The sequence below is a fragment of the Actinacidiphila sp. bgisy160 genome (assembly GCF_057707815.1).
Map to the genome: position 1 here is coordinate 40665 of NZ_JBYIQW010000046.1, position 19249 is coordinate 59913.

Here is a 19249-nt window from a genome sequence, read left to right on the forward strand (position 1 = left end):
TGGTTCATGCCTCCAGTGGAACGTGACATGTGTATCACTCAAACGAGGGATCGAACATGTCTTCGAAAGCGGGCTAGCATGGTGCCCATACCGGGTCGCGGCGAAACGGCCGTGCGTGACCTCGGTACCCTCTCACCGATACGGCTGAAGAACTTCATGAGGAGACGTTCGCGTGACCGCCGAAACATCCGTGCCGTCCACCGCGTTGCTGACCGGTGCAGATCGTGACGGCTCCAACTACACCGCGCGACACCTGCTCGTGCTCGAGGGCCTCGAAGCGGTCCGCAAGCGCCCGGGCATGTACATCGGTTCCACCGACAGCCGCGGCCTCATGCACTGCCTGTGGGAGATCATCGACAACTCGGTGGACGAGGCCCTGGGCGGGCACTGCGACCACATCGAGGTCATCCTCCACGACGACGCCTCCGTCGAGGTCCGGGACAACGGCCGCGGCATCCCCGTCGACGTCGAGCCCAAGACCGGCCTGTCCGGTGTCGAGGTCGTCATGACCAAGCTGCACGCCGGCGGCAAGTTCGGCGGCGGCTCCTACGCGGCCTCCGGCGGTCTGCACGGCGTCGGCGCCTCCGTCGTCAACGCGCTCTCCGCCCGCCTGGACGTCGAGGTCGACCGCGGCGGGCACACGCACGCGATCAGCTTCCGCCGCGGCGTCCCCGGCGGCTTCGCCAAGGCCGGCCCCGAGGCGCCCTTCGAGCCGGGCAACGGGCTGGACAAGGTCAAGAAGGTGCCGCGGGCCCGTACCGGCACCCGCGTTCGCTACTGGGCGGACCGTCAGATCTTCCTCAAGGACGCCAAGCTCTCCCTGGAGACGCTTCACCAGCGCGCCCGCCAGACCGCGTTCCTGGTCCCCGGGCTCACGATCGTCGTCCGCGACGAGCGCCCCGACAACGGCTCCGAGGACGGGAAGCCGGTTGAGGAGACCTTCCACTTCGACGGCGGAATCAGCGAGTTCGCCGAGTACCTCACTCCGGACAAGCCGATCTGCGACGTGCTGCGGCTGACCGGCAGCGGCACATTCAAGGAGACCGTCCCCGTCCTCGACGACCGGGGCCACATGACCCCCTCCGAGGTCACCCGCGAGCTCGGCGTCGATGTCGCCCTGCGCTGGGGCACCGGTTACGACAGCACGCTGCGCTCCTTCGTGAACATCATCGCCACCCCCAAGGGCGGCACCCATGTGCGCGGCTTCGAGGGCGCCGTCACCAGGACGTTCAACGAGGTGCTGCGCGCCACCAAGATGCTGCGCGTCGCCGAGGACGACATCGTCAAGGACGACGCCCTGGAGGGGCTGACCGCGGTCGTCACGGTCCGTCTCGCCGAGCCGCAGTTCGAGGGCCAGACCAAGGAGGTGCTGGGCACCTCGGCGGCCAACCGCATCGTGGCCAACGTGGTGTCCCGCGAGCTCAAGGCCTTCCTCACCTCCACCAAGCGGGACGACAAGCAGCAGGCCCGAGCCGTCCTGGAGAAGGCCGTCGCCGCGGCCCGAACCCGGATCGCCGCCCGGCAGCACAAGGAGGCGCAGCGACGCAAGACCGCGCTGGAGTCCTCGTCGCTGCCGGCCAAGCTGGCCGACTGCCGAAGCGACGACGTCGACCGCAGCGAACTGTTCATCGTCGAGGGTGATTCGGCGCTGGGTACCGCCAAGCTCGCACGCAACTCGGAATTCCAGGCGCTGCTCCCGATCCGGGGCAAGATCCTCAACGTCCAGAAGTCCTCGGTGTCGGACATGCTGAAGAACGCCGAGTGCGGCGCCATCATCCAGGTCATAGGAGCCGGCTCGGGCCGTACGTTCGACATCGACCAGGCCCGTTACGGCAAGATCATCATGATGACGGACGCCGACGTCGACGGCAGCCACATCCGCTGTCTGCTGCTGACGCTCTTCCAGCGCTACATGCGACCCATGGTCGAGGCCGGCCGGGTCTTCGCCGCCGTGCCGCCGCTGCACCGGGTCGAGCTGACCAACCCCCGCAAGGGCCAGGACAAGTACGTCTACACGTACTCCGACCGGGAGCTGCGCGAGACTCTGCTGGAGTTCGAGCGCAAGGGCATCCGTTACAAGGAGTCCATCCAGCGCTACAAGGGCCTGGGCGAGATGGACGCCGACCAGCTGGCCGAGACCACGATGGACCCGCGCCACCGCACCCTGCGCCGGATCAACATCAGCGACCTGGAGGGCGCGGAGCTCGCCTTCGACCTGCTGATGGGCAACGAGGTCGCGCCGCGCCGCGAGTTCATCGCCAACTCCGCCGCCACGCTCGACCGTTCGCGGATCGACGCCTGACGGACCGGTTCCCCGCGGCGGCGTCCTCCACGGGCACCCGCCCGTGGAGGACGTCGGCGCTGCCCCACCCCAAGGGGTGGGGCACCATCACCCGATGAGGTGAAGGATTCCGCTTGGAGGCTCCCGGATCTTCCCGCAATGTCCATGCTTGGGCGCACGGCCGATCGGCCCGTGAAGCGAGGAGAGTTCGTGAAAGAGCACGACCGGGCGGAAACCGGAGGGCTGCGGGTGGACGACCCCTGGTACGACGTCCTGACCGCGGGGAAGTGGGAGGGACCCGAGCCGCCGCCCGTCTCCCTCCCTTCGCAGGCCCGCCCGGCCGACGGGCACGCCGGGGTCTACCGGGAGGTGCAGGCCAGCGGCCCCTTCATGGAGGTGCGTTCCCGTTACCGGCGATTCGTCTTCCCGGCGGCCGGCGCCTTCCTCGCCTGGTACCTGCTCTACGTCGTCCTGGCGACGGCCGCGCCGCGCCTGATGGCCCGGCCACTGGCCGGCGAGCTCAACGTGGCCATGGTCCTCGGCCTCGCCCAGTTCGCCTCGACCTTCCTCCTGACCTGGGCCTACGCCCGGCATGCCCGGCTGCGCCGAGACCGGGCCGCCCTTGACCTGCGCTGGGACACCCAGGAGCGGATGCGGTGACCGGCAACCACCAGGGCATGGCACTGGTCCTCTTCACCGTCTTCGTCTCCGTCACCCTGGCCATCACCGCCTGGGCCGGCCGGCGGCGCAGCTCGTCCGTGGAGTTCTTCGCCGGCGGCCGTCTCTTCTCCCCGCTGGAGAACGGATTCGCCATCGCCGGCGACTACATGTCGGCCGCCTCCTTCCTCGGCATCTCCGGGCTCATCGCGCTCTTCGGCTACGACGGCATGCTTTATTCCGTCGGATTCCTCGTCGCCTGGCTGCTCGTGCTGCTGCTCGTCGCCGAACTGGTCCGCAACTGCGGCCGCTACACCCTCGCCGACGTCCTCACCGCCCGCATGCGACAGCGCCCGGTCCGGATCGCCGCTGGCACCTCCTCGGTCACCGTCTCGGTGCTCTACCTCGTCGCGCAGATGGTCGGCGCCGGAAGCCTGGTCTCCCTTCTGCTCGGCGGCCAGGGGCCGGCGGCCCGCACCTGGACCGTCATCGGCGTCGGCGCGCTCATGGTCTTCTACGTCGCCTTCGGCGGCATGCGCGCCACGACCTGGATCCAGATCGTCAAGACCGTGCTGCTCATGGGCGGTACGGTGACCCTTACCGTGCTGGTCCTCGTCCGCTTCCACGGTGACATCGGATCGCTGCTGCGCTCGGCCGCCGACGGCAGCGGCCACGGCCGGGACTTCCTCGGCCCCGGCATGCTGTACGGGCAGAGCTGGACCGACCGGCTGGACTTCATCAGCCTCGGCCTCGCCCTCGTCCTGGGCACCGCTGGACTGCCGCACATCCTGTCGCGCTTCTACACCGTGCCCACCGCCCGGTCGGCACGGCGTTCCGTGGTCTGGGCGATCGGCCTCATCGGCGGCTTCTATCTGATGACGATCGTGCTGGGCCTCGGTGCCGCGGCGCTGGTCGGCTCCCATACCGTGCGCGCCTCCAATGCCGCCGGGAACACGGCGGTGCCACTTCTCGCCCTCGATTTGGGCGGGGGAGCGGGCTCCACCGGCGGCACGGTGCTCTTCGCGGTCGTCGGAGCGGTCGCGTTCGCCACGATCCTGGCCGTCGTCGCCGGGATCACGCTCGCCTCGTCCGCCTCGGTCGCGCACGACCTCCACGCGACGCTGCGCCGCCGCCGGCCGACGTCGGGCGGCAAGCGCCCCGAGAACCAGGACGTGCGCGTGGCCCGGGTGGCCGCCGTCTGCATCGGCGGGGTGGCCATCGCGCTGAGCCTGTTCGCGCAGGGCCAGAACGTGGCCTTCCTGGTGGGGCTCGCGTTCTCGGTGGCCGCGTCCGCCAACCTGCCCGCGCTGCTGTTCACGCTGTTCTGGCGGAGGTTCACCACGCGCGGCACGGTGTGGGCGATCTATGGGGGTCTCGTCCCGGCGGTCGCGCTGGTGGTGCTCTCCCCGGTGGTGTCGGGCGGCCCGCAGTCGCTGTTCCCGGGTGTGGACTTCCAGCTCTTCCCGCTGGAGAACCCGGGCCTGGTGTCCATCCCGCTGGGCTTCGCCGCGGGCTGGCTGGGCACGGTCCTGTCCCGCGAGCGCGCCGACGAGGACAAGTTCGCCGAGGTCGAGGTCCGTTCGCTCACCGGGGCCGGAGCGGTGTGACGCCCGTTCCGCCTGGCAAAGCTCTCTGATTGCCGCAGGCCCACGGCACCTCCACGCTGTGCGGCTTGCCATCGAGCCGTATGGGTTGGCTGCTGCGCGACGAGTCAGGCGTGGCAGTGGTGCTGGTCCCGCCGGCGCTCGTCGTGGGCCACCGCCGAGCCCGGCTTCCTCACCCGGTCGACCCGACCGGCACCGCCACAACGCTCGCCATGGCGGCCTGATGGCGGCCGGCATGGTCTTCGCCCTCACCATGCGCGAGGTCGACCTCGCGGTCTACGGGGTCCACGCGCGCGGCGTGACCGTCGGCGCGGTCTGCATCCGTGACGGCTGCTCCCCGTGGGTGGCGGCCGCCGTCGTGCTGGTGCTCTGGTCGTCAACTCCGGCGTCGCCGGACTGACCGCCGATCCCGGCATCAGCGGCTACGCGGCCGTCAAGCACGCCGAGGCAGGCCGGGCTGATGCGCGTCGCGGCACGTGAGAGCACCGTCTGGGGTGCCCGCGTCGGCACCATCCATCCGGGCCCGCTGACACTTCGTTCATGCGGCGCATCGAGGCCACCGCCACCGGGCAGCCTTCGGAGCACGCGGCCAAGGCATCCGACGCGACGATCCCCCTCGGCCGGCACGCGGCACCCGAGCAGATCGCCGCACCGTGCTCCATCTCGCGGGCGACGACGGGAGCTCCACCACCGGAGCCCCCGTCGCGGTCGACGGTGGCATGAGCGTATGAGAGGCGACCCCGCTGACGACCGCCCTTCGGGCCCTGCTGGAGATCCTCGCCGACGAGGGGTGGACCGGGTCTTCGGCAACCCGGCACCTGTGCGCCGTGCTCGGCCGGCACCGGCCGGGCGGCTTCGTCCGCGCGGTCGGCGGGGGCCTCGGCTGGGGCATTGGCGCGGCCGTTGGCCATCGGCTCGGCGCGCCGGAACGCCCCGCGGTGGCCGTCCTGGGCGACGGCTGCGCGATGTTCGGGCTGCAGGGGCTGTGGAGCGCGGCGCACCACCGGGTGCCGGTCCTCTTCGTGGCGATGGCCAACGGCGAGTACCACACCCTGAAGGACACCTTCGACGCCCGGGGCGGCAGCCCCTCCGTCGCTTGCCCCGGCCTCGACCTGGGCGAGCTCGACTGGCGGCCGGCGGCGCGGTTCTTCGGCATCCCCGCGGTCCGCGTGGACGATGCGGAGGAACTGGCGCAGACCGTCGCGGCGGTCCGCGGGCTCGACGGCCCGCTGCTGGCCGAGGTGGCCTCGCAGGGGCACGCAGGAGCGCCGAGGGTGCGGCCGTGACGGAGAGCCTGTGATGCCGGGCGCGCGGGGCCGCGCTGCCCCTTCGCCGCGGGCGAGGACCAGATCCGCTCGGCGAACTCGCCGCCCGCGCCGGCCTGCCCACGTCGGCCGTGCACCGGCCGCTCGCCGAACTGACCACCGTCGGCCCCGTCGAGCGCGGGACGGACGGCTACCGGCTCGGCCTCGCCCTCTTCGAGCCGGGCGGGGGGGCGCCGCACCGGCGGCGCCGCCTTCCCGTCCACTGCAACCGCCACCGGCAAGGCCTGCTCGCCTACGGGACCCCGCCCGGCCTGGCCGCGGTGCTCGGCGCGGGCCTGCGCCGCCGCGGCCCGCGCACCATCGTCGTGCCGCGGCTGCTCCAGCTGGACCTCGTCCGCGCCCACACCCGCGCCCACGGCTACGCCGTGAACTGGGAGGCGGCCGAGGCCGGCGCCTCCTGCGTCGTCGTCCCGTCCACGGGACGCGGATCGGCCCGCACGCCCACCCGTCGCCGTCGCCGTCGCCGCCGCCTCCTCCGTCGCCGTCGCCGCGCGGGGGCTGCGGCTGGACCGCGTCGTGCCCGTGGTGTGCGCGGCGGCGCGGGCGCTGAGCCATGAACTCACCCGCCGCCGCGCCGCTTCAGCCGGTCCGGGCCCACGCGTACCGGTGCTCGGGGCGGCCGGTGTCGCCGTACTTGAGGGTGAGGCTGATCCGGCCCTCGCGCTCCAGGAACTTCAGGTAGCGCTGCGCGGTGGAGCGGCTGATGCCCGCGCGTTCCGCGACCTCGTGGGCGGAGAGCGGCTGCGCGGCCTCGGTGAGGACCTTGCGCACCAGGTCGGCGGTGGGAGCCGAGTGCCCCTTGGGCAGTTCCGCCGGCGCCGCGCCGGCCGTGCGCAGCGCGCCGAAGATACGGTCCACCTGCTCCTGGCCGGCCTCGCCGCGCCCGCCGACGCCGTCCAGCGTGCGGCGCAGAGCCGCGTAGGCGTCCAGCTTGGCCCGCAGCCCGGCGAAGCTGAACGGCTTGACCAGGTACTGCAGTGCGCCGAAACGCATCGCCGCCTGCACCGTCGCCACGTCGCGGGCGGCCGTCACCATGATGACGTCCGCCGTGTGGCCGAGCTGCCGTATGCGGCGCACGAGGGTGAGGCCGGTCTCGTCGGGCAGGTAGTGGTCGAGCAGGACGAGGTCGACGTGCATGCGCTCCAGTGTCGCCAGCGCCTGGGCCGCGGTGTGGGCGCGGGCGGTCACCCGGAAACCGGCGACCTTGGAGACGTACGCCGCGTTGATCTCGGCGACGCGGAAGTCGTCGTCCACGACCATGACGTCGATCATCGCGCTCCCCCCGCGGAGGCGGCGGACGCCGCCGTGGTGAGTTCGGCGCCGGCCAGCGCCTCCGGCAGGACGACGGTGAAGACCGCGCCACCGCCCGCGCGGGCGGTCACCCGGGCCATGCCGCCGTACCGTTCGGCGAGCCGCCGCACGAGGGCGAGACCGAGCCCGCGGCCACGGTGCGCCGGAGACTGCTTCGTCGTCCAGCCCTCGGCGAAGATCTGCTCACGGGCCTCGGGCGGCACGCCGGGACCGTCGTCGGACACCCGCAGGACGACCGTCGTGCTCTCGGCGCGCAGTTCGACCTCGACGACCGATCGGGCCGCGTCCAGGGCGTTGTCGATGAGATTGCCGAGCACGGTGACCAGGTCGCGCGGGTCCACGACCCGGTCCGGCAGCAGGGTGACGGGGGAGACCGACAAGGTCACGCCCCGCTCCGCGGCGATCGGCGACTTGCCGACCAGCAGGGCGGACACCAGCGGGTCCCTGACGCGTTCCGCGACCTGCTCCGCGGAGGCCCGCTGGGCGTCGGCGACCTCGCCGACGAAGTCCACCGCCTCGTCGTACAGGCCGAGTTCGAGCAGCCCCAGCAGGGTGTGCAGCCGGTTGGCGTGCTCGTGGTCCTGGGCCCGCAGCGCGTCCAGCAGGCCGTGCGTGCTGTCCAGCTCCCGGCCCAGCCGCTCCAGTTCGGTGCGGTCCCGCAAGGTGGCCACCGCCCCGCCGTCCCCGGTCGGCATCCGGTTGGCGACCAGCACCCGCGCCCCGCTGACGGTCAGCAGGTCGGTGCCCGCCACGCGGCCGGCCAGCACATCGGTCGTCCGACCGGCGGGCAGCACCTCGTCCAGCGCGCGGCCCGCGGCGTCCGGGCCGAGGCCGAGCAGCCGCTGCGCCTCGTCGTTGAGCAGCCGCACCCTGCCCTGGGCGTCCAGGGCGATGACGCCCTCACGGATGCCGTGCAGCATCGCCTCGCGCTCGTCGAGCAGAGCTGAGATGTCGGCGAAGGCCAGACCGTGCGTCTTGCGCTGCAGCCGCCGTGACACCAGCAGCGCCGCGAGGACGCCGACCCCCAGGGCTGCGCCCGCGTACAGCAGCAGCACCGGCACCGTGGCCAGCAGTCGCTCCCGGACGCTGTCGTACGCGATGCCCACCGACACGGCGCCCACGATCCTCCCGTCGGTCCCGTGCAGCGGCACCTTGGCGCGCGCGGAGCGCCCGAGGGTGCCCCGGTCGATCTGCATGATCTCGCGCCCCGACAGGGCCACGCTCGGGTCGGTGGAGACGTGCCGGCCGATCTGGGTGACGTCCGTGTGCGACCAGCGCACGCCCCGGGTGTCCATGACGACGATGTACAGGGCGCCGGTGGCACGGCGGATCCGCTCGGCCTCCTCCTGCACCGGGCCGGAGACGCTCGGCCGGGTGGTGAGCAGGTCGTGGGCGAGACCCGGGGTGGCGGCGGTGGTCTGGGCGATCGACAGCGCCTGCCGCATCGCCTGCTGGTCCAGCTGGGAGCTGAGCGGGGCGAGGAAGAGCCCGGTGGCCAGGGTGATCACGCCGGTGGTGAGCACCACCTGGACGAGCAGCACTTGCGCGAAGACACGGCGGGGCCAGCGGATGCGCATGAACGTCACCCCTGCCCTTCCCGGTGTCCCGCGCCCTTGCGGAATTCGCTCGTCCGTTTGCCCTGCTGTGAACGCAACGTAAACGCGTCCGGGGCCCGCTGCCCAGCCCCCGTGGCCCTTTCGTTGTTGTAGCGCGAGCAAAACGAGCAGAACAGGGGGTTGTGGGCACAAGGAGGAGTTGTGACCGCAAGGGTGCCGCGGTGACCCGGGCCACACCTACCGTCCCGGCCCATGAGCACACACACCAGCCCCGCCATCGAACTGCGGGGTGCGAGCAAAGCGTTCCGGACCCCGTCCGGGGCCCTGCACACCGCCGTGCGAGACCTCGACCTGACCATCGGGCGCGGGGAGTTCGTGGCCGTCGTGGGCCCGACCGGCTGCGGCAAGTCCACGACGTTGACCCTGGTCAGCGGGCTGGAGGAACCCACCGAGGGCGAGGTGCTCGTCGCCGGCGAGCCGGTGCGCGGCATCGGCGACAAGGTCGGTTTCGTCTTCCAGCAGGATGCCGTCTTCCCCTGGCGGACCGTGCTGTCCAACGTCATGGCCGGCCCTCGCTTCCGGGGCGTGCCCAAGACCGAGGCCCGGGAGAGGGCCCGCGAGTGGCTCGCCCGCGTCGGCCTGTCCGCCTTCGAGGACCGCTACCCGCATCAGCTGTCGGGCGGCCAGCGCAAGCGTGTCGCCCTGGCCGCCACCTTCGTCAACGACCCCGAGATCCTGCTCATGGACGAGCCCTTCTCCGCGCTCGACGTGCAGACCCGCGCGCTGATGTCGGACGAGCTGCTGGAGCTGTGGGCCGGCACGGGCGCCTCGGTCGTCTTCGTCACCCACGACCTGGAGGAGTCCATCGCCCTCGCCGACAAGGTCGTCGTCATGACCGCCGGGCCGGCCACGGTCAAGGAGGTCTTCGAGATCGACCTGCCGCGCCCGCGCAAGGTCGAGTCCGTGCGGCTGGAGCCGCGGTTCATCGAGATCTACCGGGAGATCTGGGCCTCGCTCGGCGAAGAGGTCCGCATCACCCGCGAGAGGGGTGCGGCCGATGTCGCCTGAGACCGTGGCGGCCTCCCCGGCCGCCGCCACCTTGGACCCTGCGGGCACCGACCGCGCGCGCTCCCGCGCCCGCGCCGCCCGCAACAGGGGCTACCTCGTCCACGGCAGTCGCGTCCTGCTGCTGGCCGTCGTCCTGGGGCTGTGGGAGTGGCTGGCCAGGGCCGGGGTCATCGACCCCTTCCACTTCTCGATGCCGTCGAGGATCTGGGAGCAGATCCGCACCTGGGCCGTGGACGGCACCGCGCAGGGCACGTTGTGGGAACAGATCTGGTACACGCTCTACGAGGCCCTGCTCGGCTGGGTCATCGGCGTCGTCGCGGGTGTGGTGCTCGGCATCGCCCTGGGGCGGGTCCGTTTCCTCGCCGACGTGCTCGGCCCGTACATCAAGGTGCTCAACGCGCTGCCGCGGATCGTGCTCGCGCCGATCTTCCTGATCTGGTTCGGACTCGGCCCGGCCTCCAAGGTGGCCTCCGCCGTCGTGCTGGTCTTCTTCCCGGTCTTCTTCAACGCCTTCCAGGGCGCCCGGGAGGTCGACCGCAACCTGGTGGCCAACTCCCGCATCCTGGGCGCCCGCGACCGTCAGGTCACCTTGCAGGTCGTCATTCCCTCGGCCACCTCCTGGATCTTCACCAGCCTCCACGTGAGCTTCGGCTTCGCCCTCATCGGCGCCATCGTCGGCGAGTACATCGGCGCCACCAAGGGCCTCGGCCTGCTGGTCGCGGCCTCGCAGGGCACCTTCAACTCGGCCGGCGTGTACGCCGCGATGGCGATCCTCGCGGTCGTCGCGTTGCTCGCCGAGGGCCTGCTGACCTTCCTGGAGAAGCGGCTCTTCCGCTGGAAGCCGGCCGAGGCCGGCTCCGCCCGCTGACCCGCCACCGTCTCCCGCCCACCCCCTTCACAAGGACGTGAACCAGATGCGCGCAACCCTCAGGGCCGCGGCCGCCGTCGCCGCCTCCGCCGTCGCCCTCACCACGCTCACCGCCTGCGGCGGCGACTCCACCGCCTCCGCCTCCGGCGGCAAGGGTGACAGGGTCAAGATCATGGTCGGCGGCCTGGACAAGGTCATCTACCTGCCCGCGATGCTCACCGAGCGGCTCGGCTACTTCAAGGCCGAGGGCCTGGACGTCGAGTTGCTCACCGAGCCGGCCGGCGTGCAGGCCGAGACCGCACTCGTCTCCGGCGACGTGCAGGGCACCGTCGGCTTCTACGACCACACGCTCGACCTGCAGGTGAAGGGCAAGCAGGTGGAGTCCGTGGTGCAGTTCTCGCAGGCTCCCGGCGAGGTGGAGATCGTCTCCAACGCGGCGGCCGGCGACCTCACCAGTGCCAAGGACTTCAAGGGCAAGAAGATGGGCGTGACGGGCATCGGCTCGTCCACGGACTTCCTCACCAAGTACCTCGCCGTCAGCAACGGCGTCAAGACCAGCGAGTTCACCCCGGTCGCGGTCGGCGCGGGCCAGACCTTCATCTCCGCCATGGAGCAGGGCTCGATCCAGGGCGGCATGACCACGGACCCGACCGTGGCCACGATCCTGGACAAGGGGCTCGGCAAGGTGCTCATCGACATGCGCACACCGGAGGGCTCCCGGCAGGCGCTCGGCGGGCTCTACCCGTCCTCCAGCCTCTACATGCAGACGGAGTGGGTGAACAGCCACAAGGAGACCGTCCAGAAGCTCGCGAACGCCTTCGTGAAGACGCTGCGGTGGATGTCGACGCACAGCGCCGCGGAGATCGCGGCGAAGATGCCCTCCGACTACGCGCAGGGCGGCGGGAAGGACCTCTATGTGGAGGCGATCGAGAGCACGCTGCCGATGTTCACCAAGGACGGCGTGATGCCCGAGGGCGGCCCCGAGACGGTGGAGCGGGTCCTCAAGGCGTTCAACCCCAACCTGCAGAACACCAAGGTGGACCTGAGCAAGACCTACACGACGGAGTTCGTCAAGAGCGCCGGCTGAATACCGCTGATCTCCATCCGCAGCGGCGCCCCCAGGGCCGCCCCGCAGCTCTCGGGCCGGGGCGGCTCCGCCGCGACCGGCGTCACCTCGACGTCCCAGGCCCGGCCGTCGAGGTGCCGCACGCGGGTGCCGTGCTCACCGTCCACGGTCAGCGCGTCGGCGCACAGTTCGCCGGTCAGCCGCCGAACGGCCAGTTCGGCGGCCTGGCCCGGGCGCTCCCACGCGGAACGCCCGCGGCAGCCCTCCAGCACCATGTCGCCCTCGCGGGCGGCCGTCAGCACCCGGCGGGCCAGCCCGGCGTCGACCCGGCCGTAGGCGTAGCCGTACGGCAGCACCAGCATCGTCGGCGAGAACCGGTGTCCGCCCAGGTGGGTCACCTCCCACACCTCGCCGAGGCCCGAGGCGGCCAGCTCGGCGGCGAGCGGGCGGCCGTTGAGGGCGCAGCAGCGGTCGCGCTTGCCGTTGGTGCAGACGAGGGCGAGCGGGTCGCCCTCGTACGGCATCCCGAAGCCGCGGTGGTCGCCGCGGCCCAGCGCCTCGAAGTCCAGGCCCAGCAGGGCGCCCGGATCCTCCAGGACCGCGTCCCGCACCCAGGAGCCACCCGGCGTCGTATGCGCCAGGTAGGCCGCGCGGCGTCGTACCTCGTGCCGGTCCGCGTGCCGCCCGGGCCGGCGGATCAGGCCGACCCGCACCCCGGTCCCGGCCGCGGCCCGCTCCAGCGCCCTGCCCACCCGCGGATCAAGATGGCTCTGGGTCAGCGCCTTGGGGCCCCACGGCCCCGGCTGCTCCAGCAGTAGCCAGGTCCGCGCGGTGGCCGCCGTCGCGGCGACGGGCTCCGCCAGTGAGCTGGACGCTGTTGTGCAGGTGCTCATGAAGGCAAGCCTAACCTTGTACGTCACCCCCCGGCCCTCCAGCCCCTCCGGCTCGGGTCGCGGTTCGCGCTGCGGGGCCGTCGCGCCGGTGCCGACGAGGCGAAGTCGTCCTGCGCCGTGGTGCCGGGTGTCACCCGCCGCGGAGGGCCGTGAAGCGTGCCATTCAGGACAGGGGTGCCTGCTGTATCGACGCAGGTAGGAGGCGAGGCGGCACTGGCGCCCCAGCAGTCCTGGCGGGCCGCTCGCGTCTCCCTGGTCCCGACGGACTTGCGCAAGAACGCAAACCACTTGCACACCGTGTCGTATGCTTGCGCTCATGACGCGACGGCTTGCCGAAGTAGCGAAGAAGGTCGGGGTCAGTGAGGCCACCGTCAGCCGTGTGCTGAACGGGAAGCCGGGGGTGTCGGAGGGCACCCGGCAGGCGGTGCTCACGGCGCTCGACGTGCTGGGGTACGAGCGGCCGACGCAGCTGCGGGGCAACCGTGCCCGGCTGGTCGGGCTGGTGCTGCCGGAGCTGCAGAACCCGATCTTCCCGGCCTTCGCCGACATCGTGGGCGCGGCGCTCGCCCAGCAGGGCCTGACGCCGGTGCTGTGCACACAGACCGCGGGCGGGGTGTCGGAGGCGGACTACGTCTCGCTCCTGCTGCAACAGCACGTCTCCGGCGTGGTCTTCGCCGGCGGCCTGTACGCGCAGGCGGACGCACCGCACGACCACTACCGCCTGCTGGCCGAGCGCAACCTGCCGGTGGTGCTGATCAACGCCGCCATCGAGGACCTCGGCTTTCCCCGGGTGTCCTGCGACGACGCGGTCGCCGTGGAGCAGGCCTGGCGGCACCTGGCCTCGCTCGGCCACGAGCGGATCGGCCTGCTGCTCGGGCCCACCGACCACATGCCGTCGCGGCGCAAGCTCACCGCGGCGCGGGCGGCGGCCGCCGCGGGCGGCGGGTCGCTGCCGGACGAGCACGTCGGGCGGGCGATGTTCACGCTGGAGGGCGGCCAGGCCGCGGCCGCCAAGCTCTGGGAGCGCGGGGTCACCGGGATCATCTGCGCCAACGACCCGATGGCGCTGGGTGCTGTGCGGGCGGCACGCCGGCTGGGGCTTTCCGTGCCGGGCGACGTGTCCGTGGTGGGCTACGACGACTCGGCGTTCATGACCTGCACCGACCCGCCGCTGACCACGGTGCGGCAGCCCATCGAGGCGATGGGCCGCACGGCCGTCGAGCTGCTCGCGCTGAAGATCGCGGGCAAGCAGGTGGCCTCCGACGAGCTGCTGTACGAGCCCGAGCTGGTCGTCCGCGGGACGACAGGGCCCGTGCGCGGCTGAGCGGCCGCGCGCCCCGCGGACGGGCGGTTCCCGACGACGTCGGAAGCGCCCGGTCCGCGTTTGCGGCCTCGGACTTCCCGCCTCGGCCCCGGGGTTCACGGCCTTCGTTGGCGAGCTGCGCAAGGCCGTCAATCTTTTGCGATATCTGCGCGAGATATTGCGGACATCTGTTTGCGGTGCTTGAGTGTGCGACGCCCCCGCTGCGTGTGGTCGGGGGCTTCCACGCTCATGCCCGAAGGGGACCACCGATGAGAAGCTCCTGGTTCCGCCCCGCCCGCCGTGCCTCCGCGGCCACGCTCGTCTCCGCGCTGGCCCTGGCCGTCCTGACCGCCTGCGGCACCAGCAGCAGCGCGGACAACGACGACAACGCGGGCGGCGGTTCGTCCGATCCCACCGCCCCGCTGGACCCCAAGGCCAAGGTCACGCTCACCATCGACTGCATGCCGCCGGCCGCGAAGAAGGCGGAGCTCAAGGAGTGGAAGGAGGACGTCGCCGCCTTCAACAAGAAGTACCCGAACGTGACGATCGACGGTAAGTCGACGCCCGGTCAGTGCGAGGAGCCGGCCCGCTTCACGGCCGCGCTGAAGGCCAAGTCCCAACCGGATGTGTTCTACACGTACTTCACCGACCTGCAGCAAGTGCTCGACAACAACGGCGCCGAGGACATCAGCGCGTACGTCACCGACAAGACCGTTCCGGCGCTCGCGGACATCGACTCCAACGTGCTCGACGTGCTGAAGAAGGACGGCAAGCTGTACGGCCTGCCCACCAGCAACTACCGCATGGGCCTGCTCATCAACCGCAAGCTCTTCACCCAGGCCGGCCTCGACCCCAACAAGCCCCCGGCCACCTGGGACGAGGTGCGCAGCGCGGCGAAGGCCATCGCGGGCCTGGGCAAGGGCGTATCGGGCTATGGCGAGTACAGCGCGCAGAACACCGGCGGCTGGCACTACACCGCGACGATGTACGGCCTCGGCGGCGACGTCGTGTCCGCCGACGGCACCAAGGCGGCCTTCAACACCGACCTCGGCAAGGAGATCGTGCAGAACCTGCACGACATGCGCTGGACCGACAACAGCATGGGCCAGACCCAGCTGCTGAAGTGGGGCGACCTGCAGAAGCAGATGGCCGCCGACAAGCTCGGCATGTTCCTGGCCGCGCCCGACGACATCACGTACATGGTCCAGCAGCTCGGCGCCGACTACGCCAACTTCGGCATGGGCCCGATCCCCGGCGGCAAGGCCACCCTCTTCGGCGGCAACGACTACATGATCAAGAAGGGCAGCTCGCCCGACAAGATCAAGGCCGCGATCGCCTGGCTGAACTTCAAGACCCTCACCCCCGGCGCGGGCCAGTTCGACTACGCCCGCAGCAAGGCGGACGGCCTCCCCGTCGGACTGCCCCAGCCGGCCTTCTTCACCGGTGCCAGCAAGACCAAGGACGACCAGCTGAAGGCCGCCAGCGCCACCATGCCGGTCGAGAACTTCCGCGCCTTCATGGACAACCCGGTTCCCGGCAAGGCCGAGCCGCCGAAGGCCCAGGAGATCTACAAGGTCCTGGACAACGTGATGTCCGGCGTCCTGACCAACAAGAACGCGGACGCCGCCAAGCTGCTGTCCACCGCGGAGAACCAGGTCAACCAGGTCCTCGCCAATCAGTAGCCCAGGCCCCTCGGCACCCGGCACCCAGGAGCGACGATGTCGGCCCCCAGCGCCCCCACTCTGCCCACCAGCACTCCCGCGAAGAGCCGGTCGCGCCGTACGGTGCGCCGCCCCGCCCCGGACGGCCGCCGTCCGGGGCGGGCCGGCCGCGCCCTGCGCCGCAACCTCACCGCGCACGGCTTCCTGATCGGCGCCGTGCTCTGCTTCGCGTTCTTCTCCTGGTACCCGATGGTCCGGGAGGTCCTGCTGGCCTTCCAGAAGACCCAGGACGGGAACACCACCTGGGCCGGCTGGTCGAACCTGAACTACGTCTTCCACGACCCGGCGTTCTGGCAGGCCTGGCGCAACACCCTGCTGTACACCGGCCTGGCCCTGCTGCTCGGCTTCGCGGTGCCGTTCCTTGTCGCCCTGCTGCTCAACGAACTGCGGCACGCGCGGGGCTACCTCAGGCTGCTGGTGTACCTGCCGGTGATGCTGCCGCCGGTGGCCTCGGTGCTGCTCTTCAAGAACCTCTACAACCCCGAGTACGGCCTGTTCAACCGCATCCTGGAGGTGCTCCACCTCCCCCAGCAGCAGTGGCTGCAGTCCACCGGCACCTCGATGCTGTCGGTGGTCATCGCCGCCACGTGGATGAACATGGGCGGCGCCACCCTGATCTACCTGGCCGCCCTCCAGGGCATCCCCGGCGAGCTCTACGAGGCCGCCGAACTCGACGGCGCCGGGCTCCTGCGCAAGATCTGGCACGTGACGATCCCGCAGACCCGGCTGATCCTCTCGCTGATGCTGCTCATGCAGATCATCGCCACGATGCAGGTCTTCACCGAGCCCTACCTGCTGACCGGCGGGGCCGGCCCGGAGGGCTCCACCCTCACCGTCGTCTACCTGATCTACCAGTACGCCTTCAACTTCAACAACTACGGCGGCGCCGCGGCGCTCGGCCTGGTCCTGCTCGTACTCCTGGCGGTCTTCTCCGCCGGGTACGTGCGGCTCAGCCGCGCCGCGGGCGAGTAGGGCGGGGAGCCGACCGATGAGCAGCAGCACCCGAACGCTGATTTCGCCGACCCAGCTGGCAAGCCGCCGCGGCAAGGTCGTCTACCGGAGCGTGCTCGCCCTGGTACTGGTCGCCTTCACGCTGGTCTTCCTCGGCCCGCTGTACTGGATGGCCGCCAACGGCCTGAAGTCCACCGAGGAGTTCGCGCGGATCCCGCCCACCGCCTTCCCGCAGGCCCTCCACCCCGAGAACTACACGAGCGCCTGGGGGGTGATGGACCTGTCCCACCTGCTTCTGAACACCCTCTGGTACGCCTTCGGGGCGCTCGCCTTCCAGCTGGTGTTCGACGTGGCGGCCGCCTACTCCCTGTCCAAGCTCCGTCCGGTGCTGGGCAACCTGATCCTCGGGATGATGCTCGCCACGCTGATGATCCCGGCCACCGTCCTGGTCGTACCGCAGTACCTGACCGTCCAGGACGTTCCGATCGTCGAGCGCAACCTGCTCAACTCGCCCTGGGTGATCTGGCTGCCGGCGGTCACCAACGCCTTCAACATCTTCCTGCTGAAGCGGTTCTTCGACTCGGTGCCGCGGGAACTGCTGGACGCCTCCGCGATCGACGGGGCCTCCCCGATGCGCAGCCTGTGGTCGGTGGTCCTGCCGATCTCCCGCCCCATCCTCGGAGTGGTCTCCATATTCGCGGTCGTCGGGGTGTGGAAGGACTTCCTCTGGCCGATGCTCACCCTGCCCGACCCGACGAAGCAGACGCTCAATGTCGGCATCTACTCGCTCGCCAGCGGGGTGCCGGAGAACTGGCTGCTCGCGGCCATCGCGATGGCCTCGGTGCCCACCCTGCTGATCTTCCTGATCTTCCAGCGCAACATCATGAGCGGTCTCACCGCCGGCGGCCTCAAGGGCTGAGACCCGGCCCCGACGGCCTCCAGCCGCACCCGTCCAGCACCACGCCGCCCGCCGCGGGGCGGGCGGCGCGGTCCCAGCTGCCCGAAAGGACCAGTCACGTGGCAGACATCCACCCGGCCGAGGCCACCGACGCGTGGTGGCGCGGCGCCGCCATCTACCAGGTGTACGCACGCAGCTTCGCCGACGGAGACGCGGACGGTACCGGAGACCTCGCCGGAGTGCGGTCCAGACTGCCGTACCTGGCCGCGCTGGGCGTGGACGCGCTCTGGTTCAACCCCTGGTACCCCTCGCCGATGGCCGACGGCGGCTACGACGTCGCCGACTACCGGGCCATCGACCCGGCCTTCGGGACCCTGGCCGAGGCCGAGAAGCTGATCGCCGAGGCGCGCGCCCTCGGCATCCGCACCATCATCGACATCGTCCCCAACCACGTCTCCGATCAGCACGTCTGGTTCCGGGCGGCCCTCGAGGCCGGGCCCGGCAGCGCCGAGCGCAAGCTGTTCCACTTCCGCACCGGCCGCGGCGAGGACGGCGAGCTGCCCCCCAACGGCTGGCGCTCCCAGTTCGGCGGCCCCGCCTGGACCCGGCTCCCGGACGGCGACTGGTACCTGCACCTGTTCGCCCCGGAGCAGCCCGACCTCAACTGGGCCCACCCCGCCGTGCGGCGGGAGCACGAGGACGTCCTTCGCTTCTGGTTCGACCGCGGCGTGGCCGGGGTGCGCATCGACTCGGCGGCCATGGTCGCCAAGGACCCGGACCTGCCCGACTTCGTGGAGGGCACCGACCCGCATCCCTACATCGACCGCGACGAACTGCACGACATCTACCGTTCCTGGCGCGCGGTCGCCGACTCCTACGAGGGCGTGCTGATCGGCGAGGTGTGGCTGCCGGACACCGAGCGCTTCGCGCGCTACCTGCGTCCCGACGAACTGCACACCGCCTTCAACTTCGACTTCCTGGCCTGCCCCTGGGAACCGGCGCGGCTGCGCGCCTCCATCGACGCGACCCTGGCCGCGCACGCCCCGGTCGGGGCGCCGGCGACCTGGGTGCTGGCCAACCACGACGTCACTCGCACCGTCACCCGCTACGGCCGCCGTGACACCGGCTTCGCGTTCGCCGCCAAGGCCCACGGCATCCCCACGGACCTGGAGCTCGGCACCCGGCGGGCCCGCGCCGCCGCCCTGCTCACGCTGGCCCTGCCCGGCTCGGTCTACCTCTACCAGGGCGAGGAACTGGGGCTGCCCGAGGTCGAGGACATCCCGGCCGAACTGCTGCAGGACCCGATGTACTTCCGCTCCGGCGGCACCGACCCGGGCCGTGACGGCTGCCGGGTGCCGCTGCCCTGGTCCGGGGACGCGCCGCCGTACGGCTTCGGGGGCGACCACCCCTGGCTGCCGCAGCCGGCGGACTGGGTGCGCTACACCGCCGAGGCGCAGGAGGCCGACCCCGGCTCCATGCTGAGCCTGTACCGGGCGGCACTGGGGCTCCGCCGCGCCGAACCCGGCCTCGGCGAGGGCCCGATGGAATGGCTCGACGGTCCCGGCGACGTGCTCGCCTTCCGCCGCGAGGGCGGATTCGCCTGCGTGCTCAACCTGTCCGCGGAGCCCGCCCCGCTCCCCGCGCACCGGCAGCTCCTGCTGGCCAGCGGCCCGCTCACCGAGGACGGCCGGCTGCCCCGGGACACCTGCGTGTGGCTGCGCCCGGAAGCCCCGGCCGGAACCGGCGA

At 71.5% G+C, this 19249-nt stretch carries 19 protein-coding genes; 16 read left to right on the forward strand and 3 right to left on the reverse strand.

Going from position 1 to position 19249, the window contains the following annotated elements:
* Positions 1-172: 172 nt before the first annotated feature.
* From AC3EUJ_RS28350 to AC3EUJ_RS28385, 8 genes are all read left to right on the forward strand, one after another.
* Positions 173-2302: a DNA gyrase/topoisomerase IV subunit B gene (locus AC3EUJ_RS28350; RefSeq protein WP_431966223.1), complete on the forward strand. Its 2130-nt coding sequence runs from the start codon at positions 173-175 to the stop codon at positions 2300-2302.
* Between the two features lie 189 nt (positions 2303-2491).
* Positions 2492-2941: a DUF485 domain-containing protein gene (locus AC3EUJ_RS28355; RefSeq protein ID WP_431966225.1), complete on the forward strand. Its 450-nt coding sequence runs from the start codon at positions 2492-2494 to the stop codon at positions 2939-2941.
* Complete coding sequence (locus AC3EUJ_RS28360) at positions 2938-4545, forward strand: solute symporter family protein (protein ID WP_431966227.1); 1608 nt, start codon at positions 2938-2940, stop codon at positions 4543-4545. Before AC3EUJ_RS28355 ends, AC3EUJ_RS28360 begins: the two co-directional genes overlap by 4 nt.
* Before the next feature lie 65 nt (positions 4546-4610).
* Positions 4611-4766, forward strand: coding sequence for a hypothetical protein (locus tag AC3EUJ_RS28365; RefSeq protein WP_431966229.1), 156 nt, complete (start codon positions 4611-4613; stop codon positions 4764-4766).
* Positions 4766-4942 (forward strand): hypothetical protein, encoded by a 177-nt coding sequence (locus AC3EUJ_RS28370; protein WP_431966231.1) that lies wholly within the window; start codon positions 4766-4768, stop codon positions 4940-4942. Before AC3EUJ_RS28365 ends, AC3EUJ_RS28370 begins: the two co-directional genes overlap by 1 nt.
* A 140-nt stretch (positions 4943-5082) precedes the next feature.
* Entirely contained in the window at positions 5083-5265 is a 183-nt protein-coding gene (locus tag AC3EUJ_RS28375; RefSeq protein ID WP_431966233.1) for a hypothetical protein, read from the forward strand.
* Positions 5266-5369: 104 nt separating this feature from the next.
* Positions 5370-5828, forward strand: a complete 459-nt coding sequence (locus AC3EUJ_RS28380; RefSeq protein ID WP_431966235.1) for a thiamine pyrophosphate-dependent enzyme — start codon at positions 5370-5372, stop codon at positions 5826-5828.
* 35 nt (positions 5829-5863) lie between these two features.
* Positions 5864-6424 carry a helix-turn-helix domain-containing protein gene (locus AC3EUJ_RS28385; RefSeq protein WP_431966261.1) on the forward strand — a complete coding sequence of 187 codons (561 nt, stop codon included), beginning with the start codon at positions 5864-5866 and terminating at the stop codon, positions 6422-6424.
* Positions 6425-6446: 22 nt separating this feature from the next.
* On the opposite strand, the gene AC3EUJ_RS28390 is transcribed toward AC3EUJ_RS28385, so the two are convergent.
* Together AC3EUJ_RS28390 and AC3EUJ_RS28395 are read right to left on the reverse strand one after the other, a co-directional pair.
* Positions 6447-7139, reverse strand: a complete 693-nt coding sequence (locus AC3EUJ_RS28390) for a response regulator (protein WP_431966237.1) — start codon at positions 7137-7139, stop codon at positions 6447-6449.
* Positions 7136-8755, reverse strand: a complete 1620-nt coding sequence (locus AC3EUJ_RS28395) for an ATP-binding protein (RefSeq protein WP_431966239.1) — start codon at positions 8753-8755, stop codon at positions 7136-7138. Before AC3EUJ_RS28395 ends, AC3EUJ_RS28390 begins: the two co-directional genes overlap by 4 nt.
* A 231-nt stretch (positions 8756-8986) precedes the next feature.
* Between AC3EUJ_RS28395 and AC3EUJ_RS28400 the strand changes: the two genes are divergently transcribed.
* From AC3EUJ_RS28400 to AC3EUJ_RS28410, 3 genes are read left to right on the forward strand one after another with little or no spacing between them, the layout of a single operon-like run.
* Positions 8987-9802: an ABC transporter ATP-binding protein gene (locus AC3EUJ_RS28400; RefSeq protein WP_431966241.1), complete on the forward strand. Its 816-nt coding sequence runs from the start codon at positions 8987-8989 to the stop codon at positions 9800-9802.
* Positions 9792-10670 carry an ABC transporter permease gene (locus tag AC3EUJ_RS28405; RefSeq protein WP_431966243.1) on the forward strand — a complete coding sequence of 293 codons (879 nt, stop codon included), beginning with the start codon at positions 9792-9794 and terminating at the stop codon, positions 10668-10670. Before AC3EUJ_RS28400 ends, AC3EUJ_RS28405 begins: the two co-directional genes overlap by 11 nt.
* Before the next feature lie 46 nt (positions 10671-10716).
* Positions 10717-11757 (forward strand): ABC transporter substrate-binding protein, encoded by a 1041-nt coding sequence (locus AC3EUJ_RS28410; RefSeq protein ID WP_431966245.1) that lies wholly within the window; start codon positions 10717-10719, stop codon positions 11755-11757.
* On the opposite strand, the gene AC3EUJ_RS28415 is transcribed toward AC3EUJ_RS28410, so the two are convergent.
* A complete protein-coding gene (locus AC3EUJ_RS28415) occupies positions 11724-12629 on the reverse strand; it encodes a ferredoxin family protein (RefSeq protein WP_431966247.1) in 906 nt (301 codons plus the stop codon). The genes AC3EUJ_RS28410 and AC3EUJ_RS28415 overlap by 34 nt on opposite strands.
* A gap of 316 nt (positions 12630-12945) precedes the next feature.
* Between AC3EUJ_RS28415 and AC3EUJ_RS28420 the strand changes: the two genes are divergently transcribed.
* From AC3EUJ_RS28420 to AC3EUJ_RS28440, 5 genes are all read left to right on the forward strand, one after another.
* Positions 12946-13953, forward strand: a complete 1008-nt coding sequence (locus AC3EUJ_RS28420) for a LacI family DNA-binding transcriptional regulator (protein WP_431966249.1) — start codon at positions 12946-12948, stop codon at positions 13951-13953.
* Between the two features lie 248 nt (positions 13954-14201).
* Positions 14202-15614, forward strand: coding sequence for an extracellular solute-binding protein (locus AC3EUJ_RS28425; protein ID WP_431966251.1), 1413 nt, complete (start codon positions 14202-14204; stop codon positions 15612-15614).
* A 36-nt stretch (positions 15615-15650) separates the two neighbouring features.
* Positions 15651-16625 carry a carbohydrate ABC transporter permease gene (locus AC3EUJ_RS28430; protein ID WP_431966253.1) on the forward strand — a complete coding sequence of 325 codons (975 nt, stop codon included), beginning with the start codon at positions 15651-15653 and terminating at the stop codon, positions 16623-16625.
* Between the two features lie 16 nt (positions 16626-16641).
* Positions 16642-17523 (forward strand): carbohydrate ABC transporter permease, encoded by an 882-nt coding sequence (locus AC3EUJ_RS28435; protein WP_431966255.1) that lies wholly within the window; start codon positions 16642-16644, stop codon positions 17521-17523.
* Between the two features lie 98 nt (positions 17524-17621).
* The coding region (locus tag AC3EUJ_RS28440) for a glycoside hydrolase family 13 protein (RefSeq protein WP_431966257.1) at positions 17622-19249 on the forward strand (1628 nt) is incomplete at its 3' end.

Excerpts from the sequence above, each read along its gene's own strand:
- AC3EUJ_RS28430 (WP_431966253.1), top strand. The coding sequence starts at position 15,651 with ATGTCGGCCCCCAGCGCCCCCACTCTGCCCACCAGCACTCCCGCGAAG.
- AC3EUJ_RS28435 (WP_431966255.1), top strand. The coding sequence starts at position 16,642 with ATGAGCAGCAGCACCCGAACGCTGATTTCGCCGACCCAGCTGGCAAGC.
- AC3EUJ_RS28375 (WP_431966233.1), top strand. The coding sequence starts at position 5,083 with ATGCGGCGCATCGAGGCCACCGCCACCGGGCAGCCTTCGGAGCACGCG.
- AC3EUJ_RS28390 (WP_431966237.1), bottom strand. The coding sequence starts at position 7,139 with ATGATCGACGTCATGGTCGTGGACGACGACTTCCGCGTCGCCGAGATC.
- AC3EUJ_RS28425 (WP_431966251.1), top strand. The coding sequence starts at position 14,202 with ATGAGAAGCTCCTGGTTCCGCCCCGCCCGCCGTGCCTCCGCGGCCACG.
- AC3EUJ_RS28395 (WP_431966239.1), bottom strand. The coding sequence starts at position 8,755 with ATGCGCATCCGCTGGCCCCGCCGTGTCTTCGCGCAAGTGCTGCTCGTC.
- AC3EUJ_RS28415 (WP_431966247.1), bottom strand. The coding sequence starts at position 12,629 with ATGAGCACCTGCACAACAGCGTCCAGCTCACTGGCGGAGCCCGTCGCC.
- AC3EUJ_RS28405 (WP_431966243.1), top strand. The coding sequence starts at position 9,792 with ATGTCGCCTGAGACCGTGGCGGCCTCCCCGGCCGCCGCCACCTTGGAC.
- AC3EUJ_RS28400 (WP_431966241.1), top strand. The coding sequence starts at position 8,987 with ATGAGCACACACACCAGCCCCGCCATCGAACTGCGGGGTGCGAGCAAA.
- AC3EUJ_RS28410 (WP_431966245.1), top strand. The coding sequence starts at position 10,717 with ATGCGCGCAACCCTCAGGGCCGCGGCCGCCGTCGCCGCCTCCGCCGTC.
- AC3EUJ_RS28420 (WP_431966249.1), top strand. The coding sequence starts at position 12,946 with ATGACGCGACGGCTTGCCGAAGTAGCGAAGAAGGTCGGGGTCAGTGAG.
- AC3EUJ_RS28370 (WP_431966231.1), top strand. The coding sequence starts at position 4,766 with ATGGCGGCCGGCATGGTCTTCGCCCTCACCATGCGCGAGGTCGACCTC.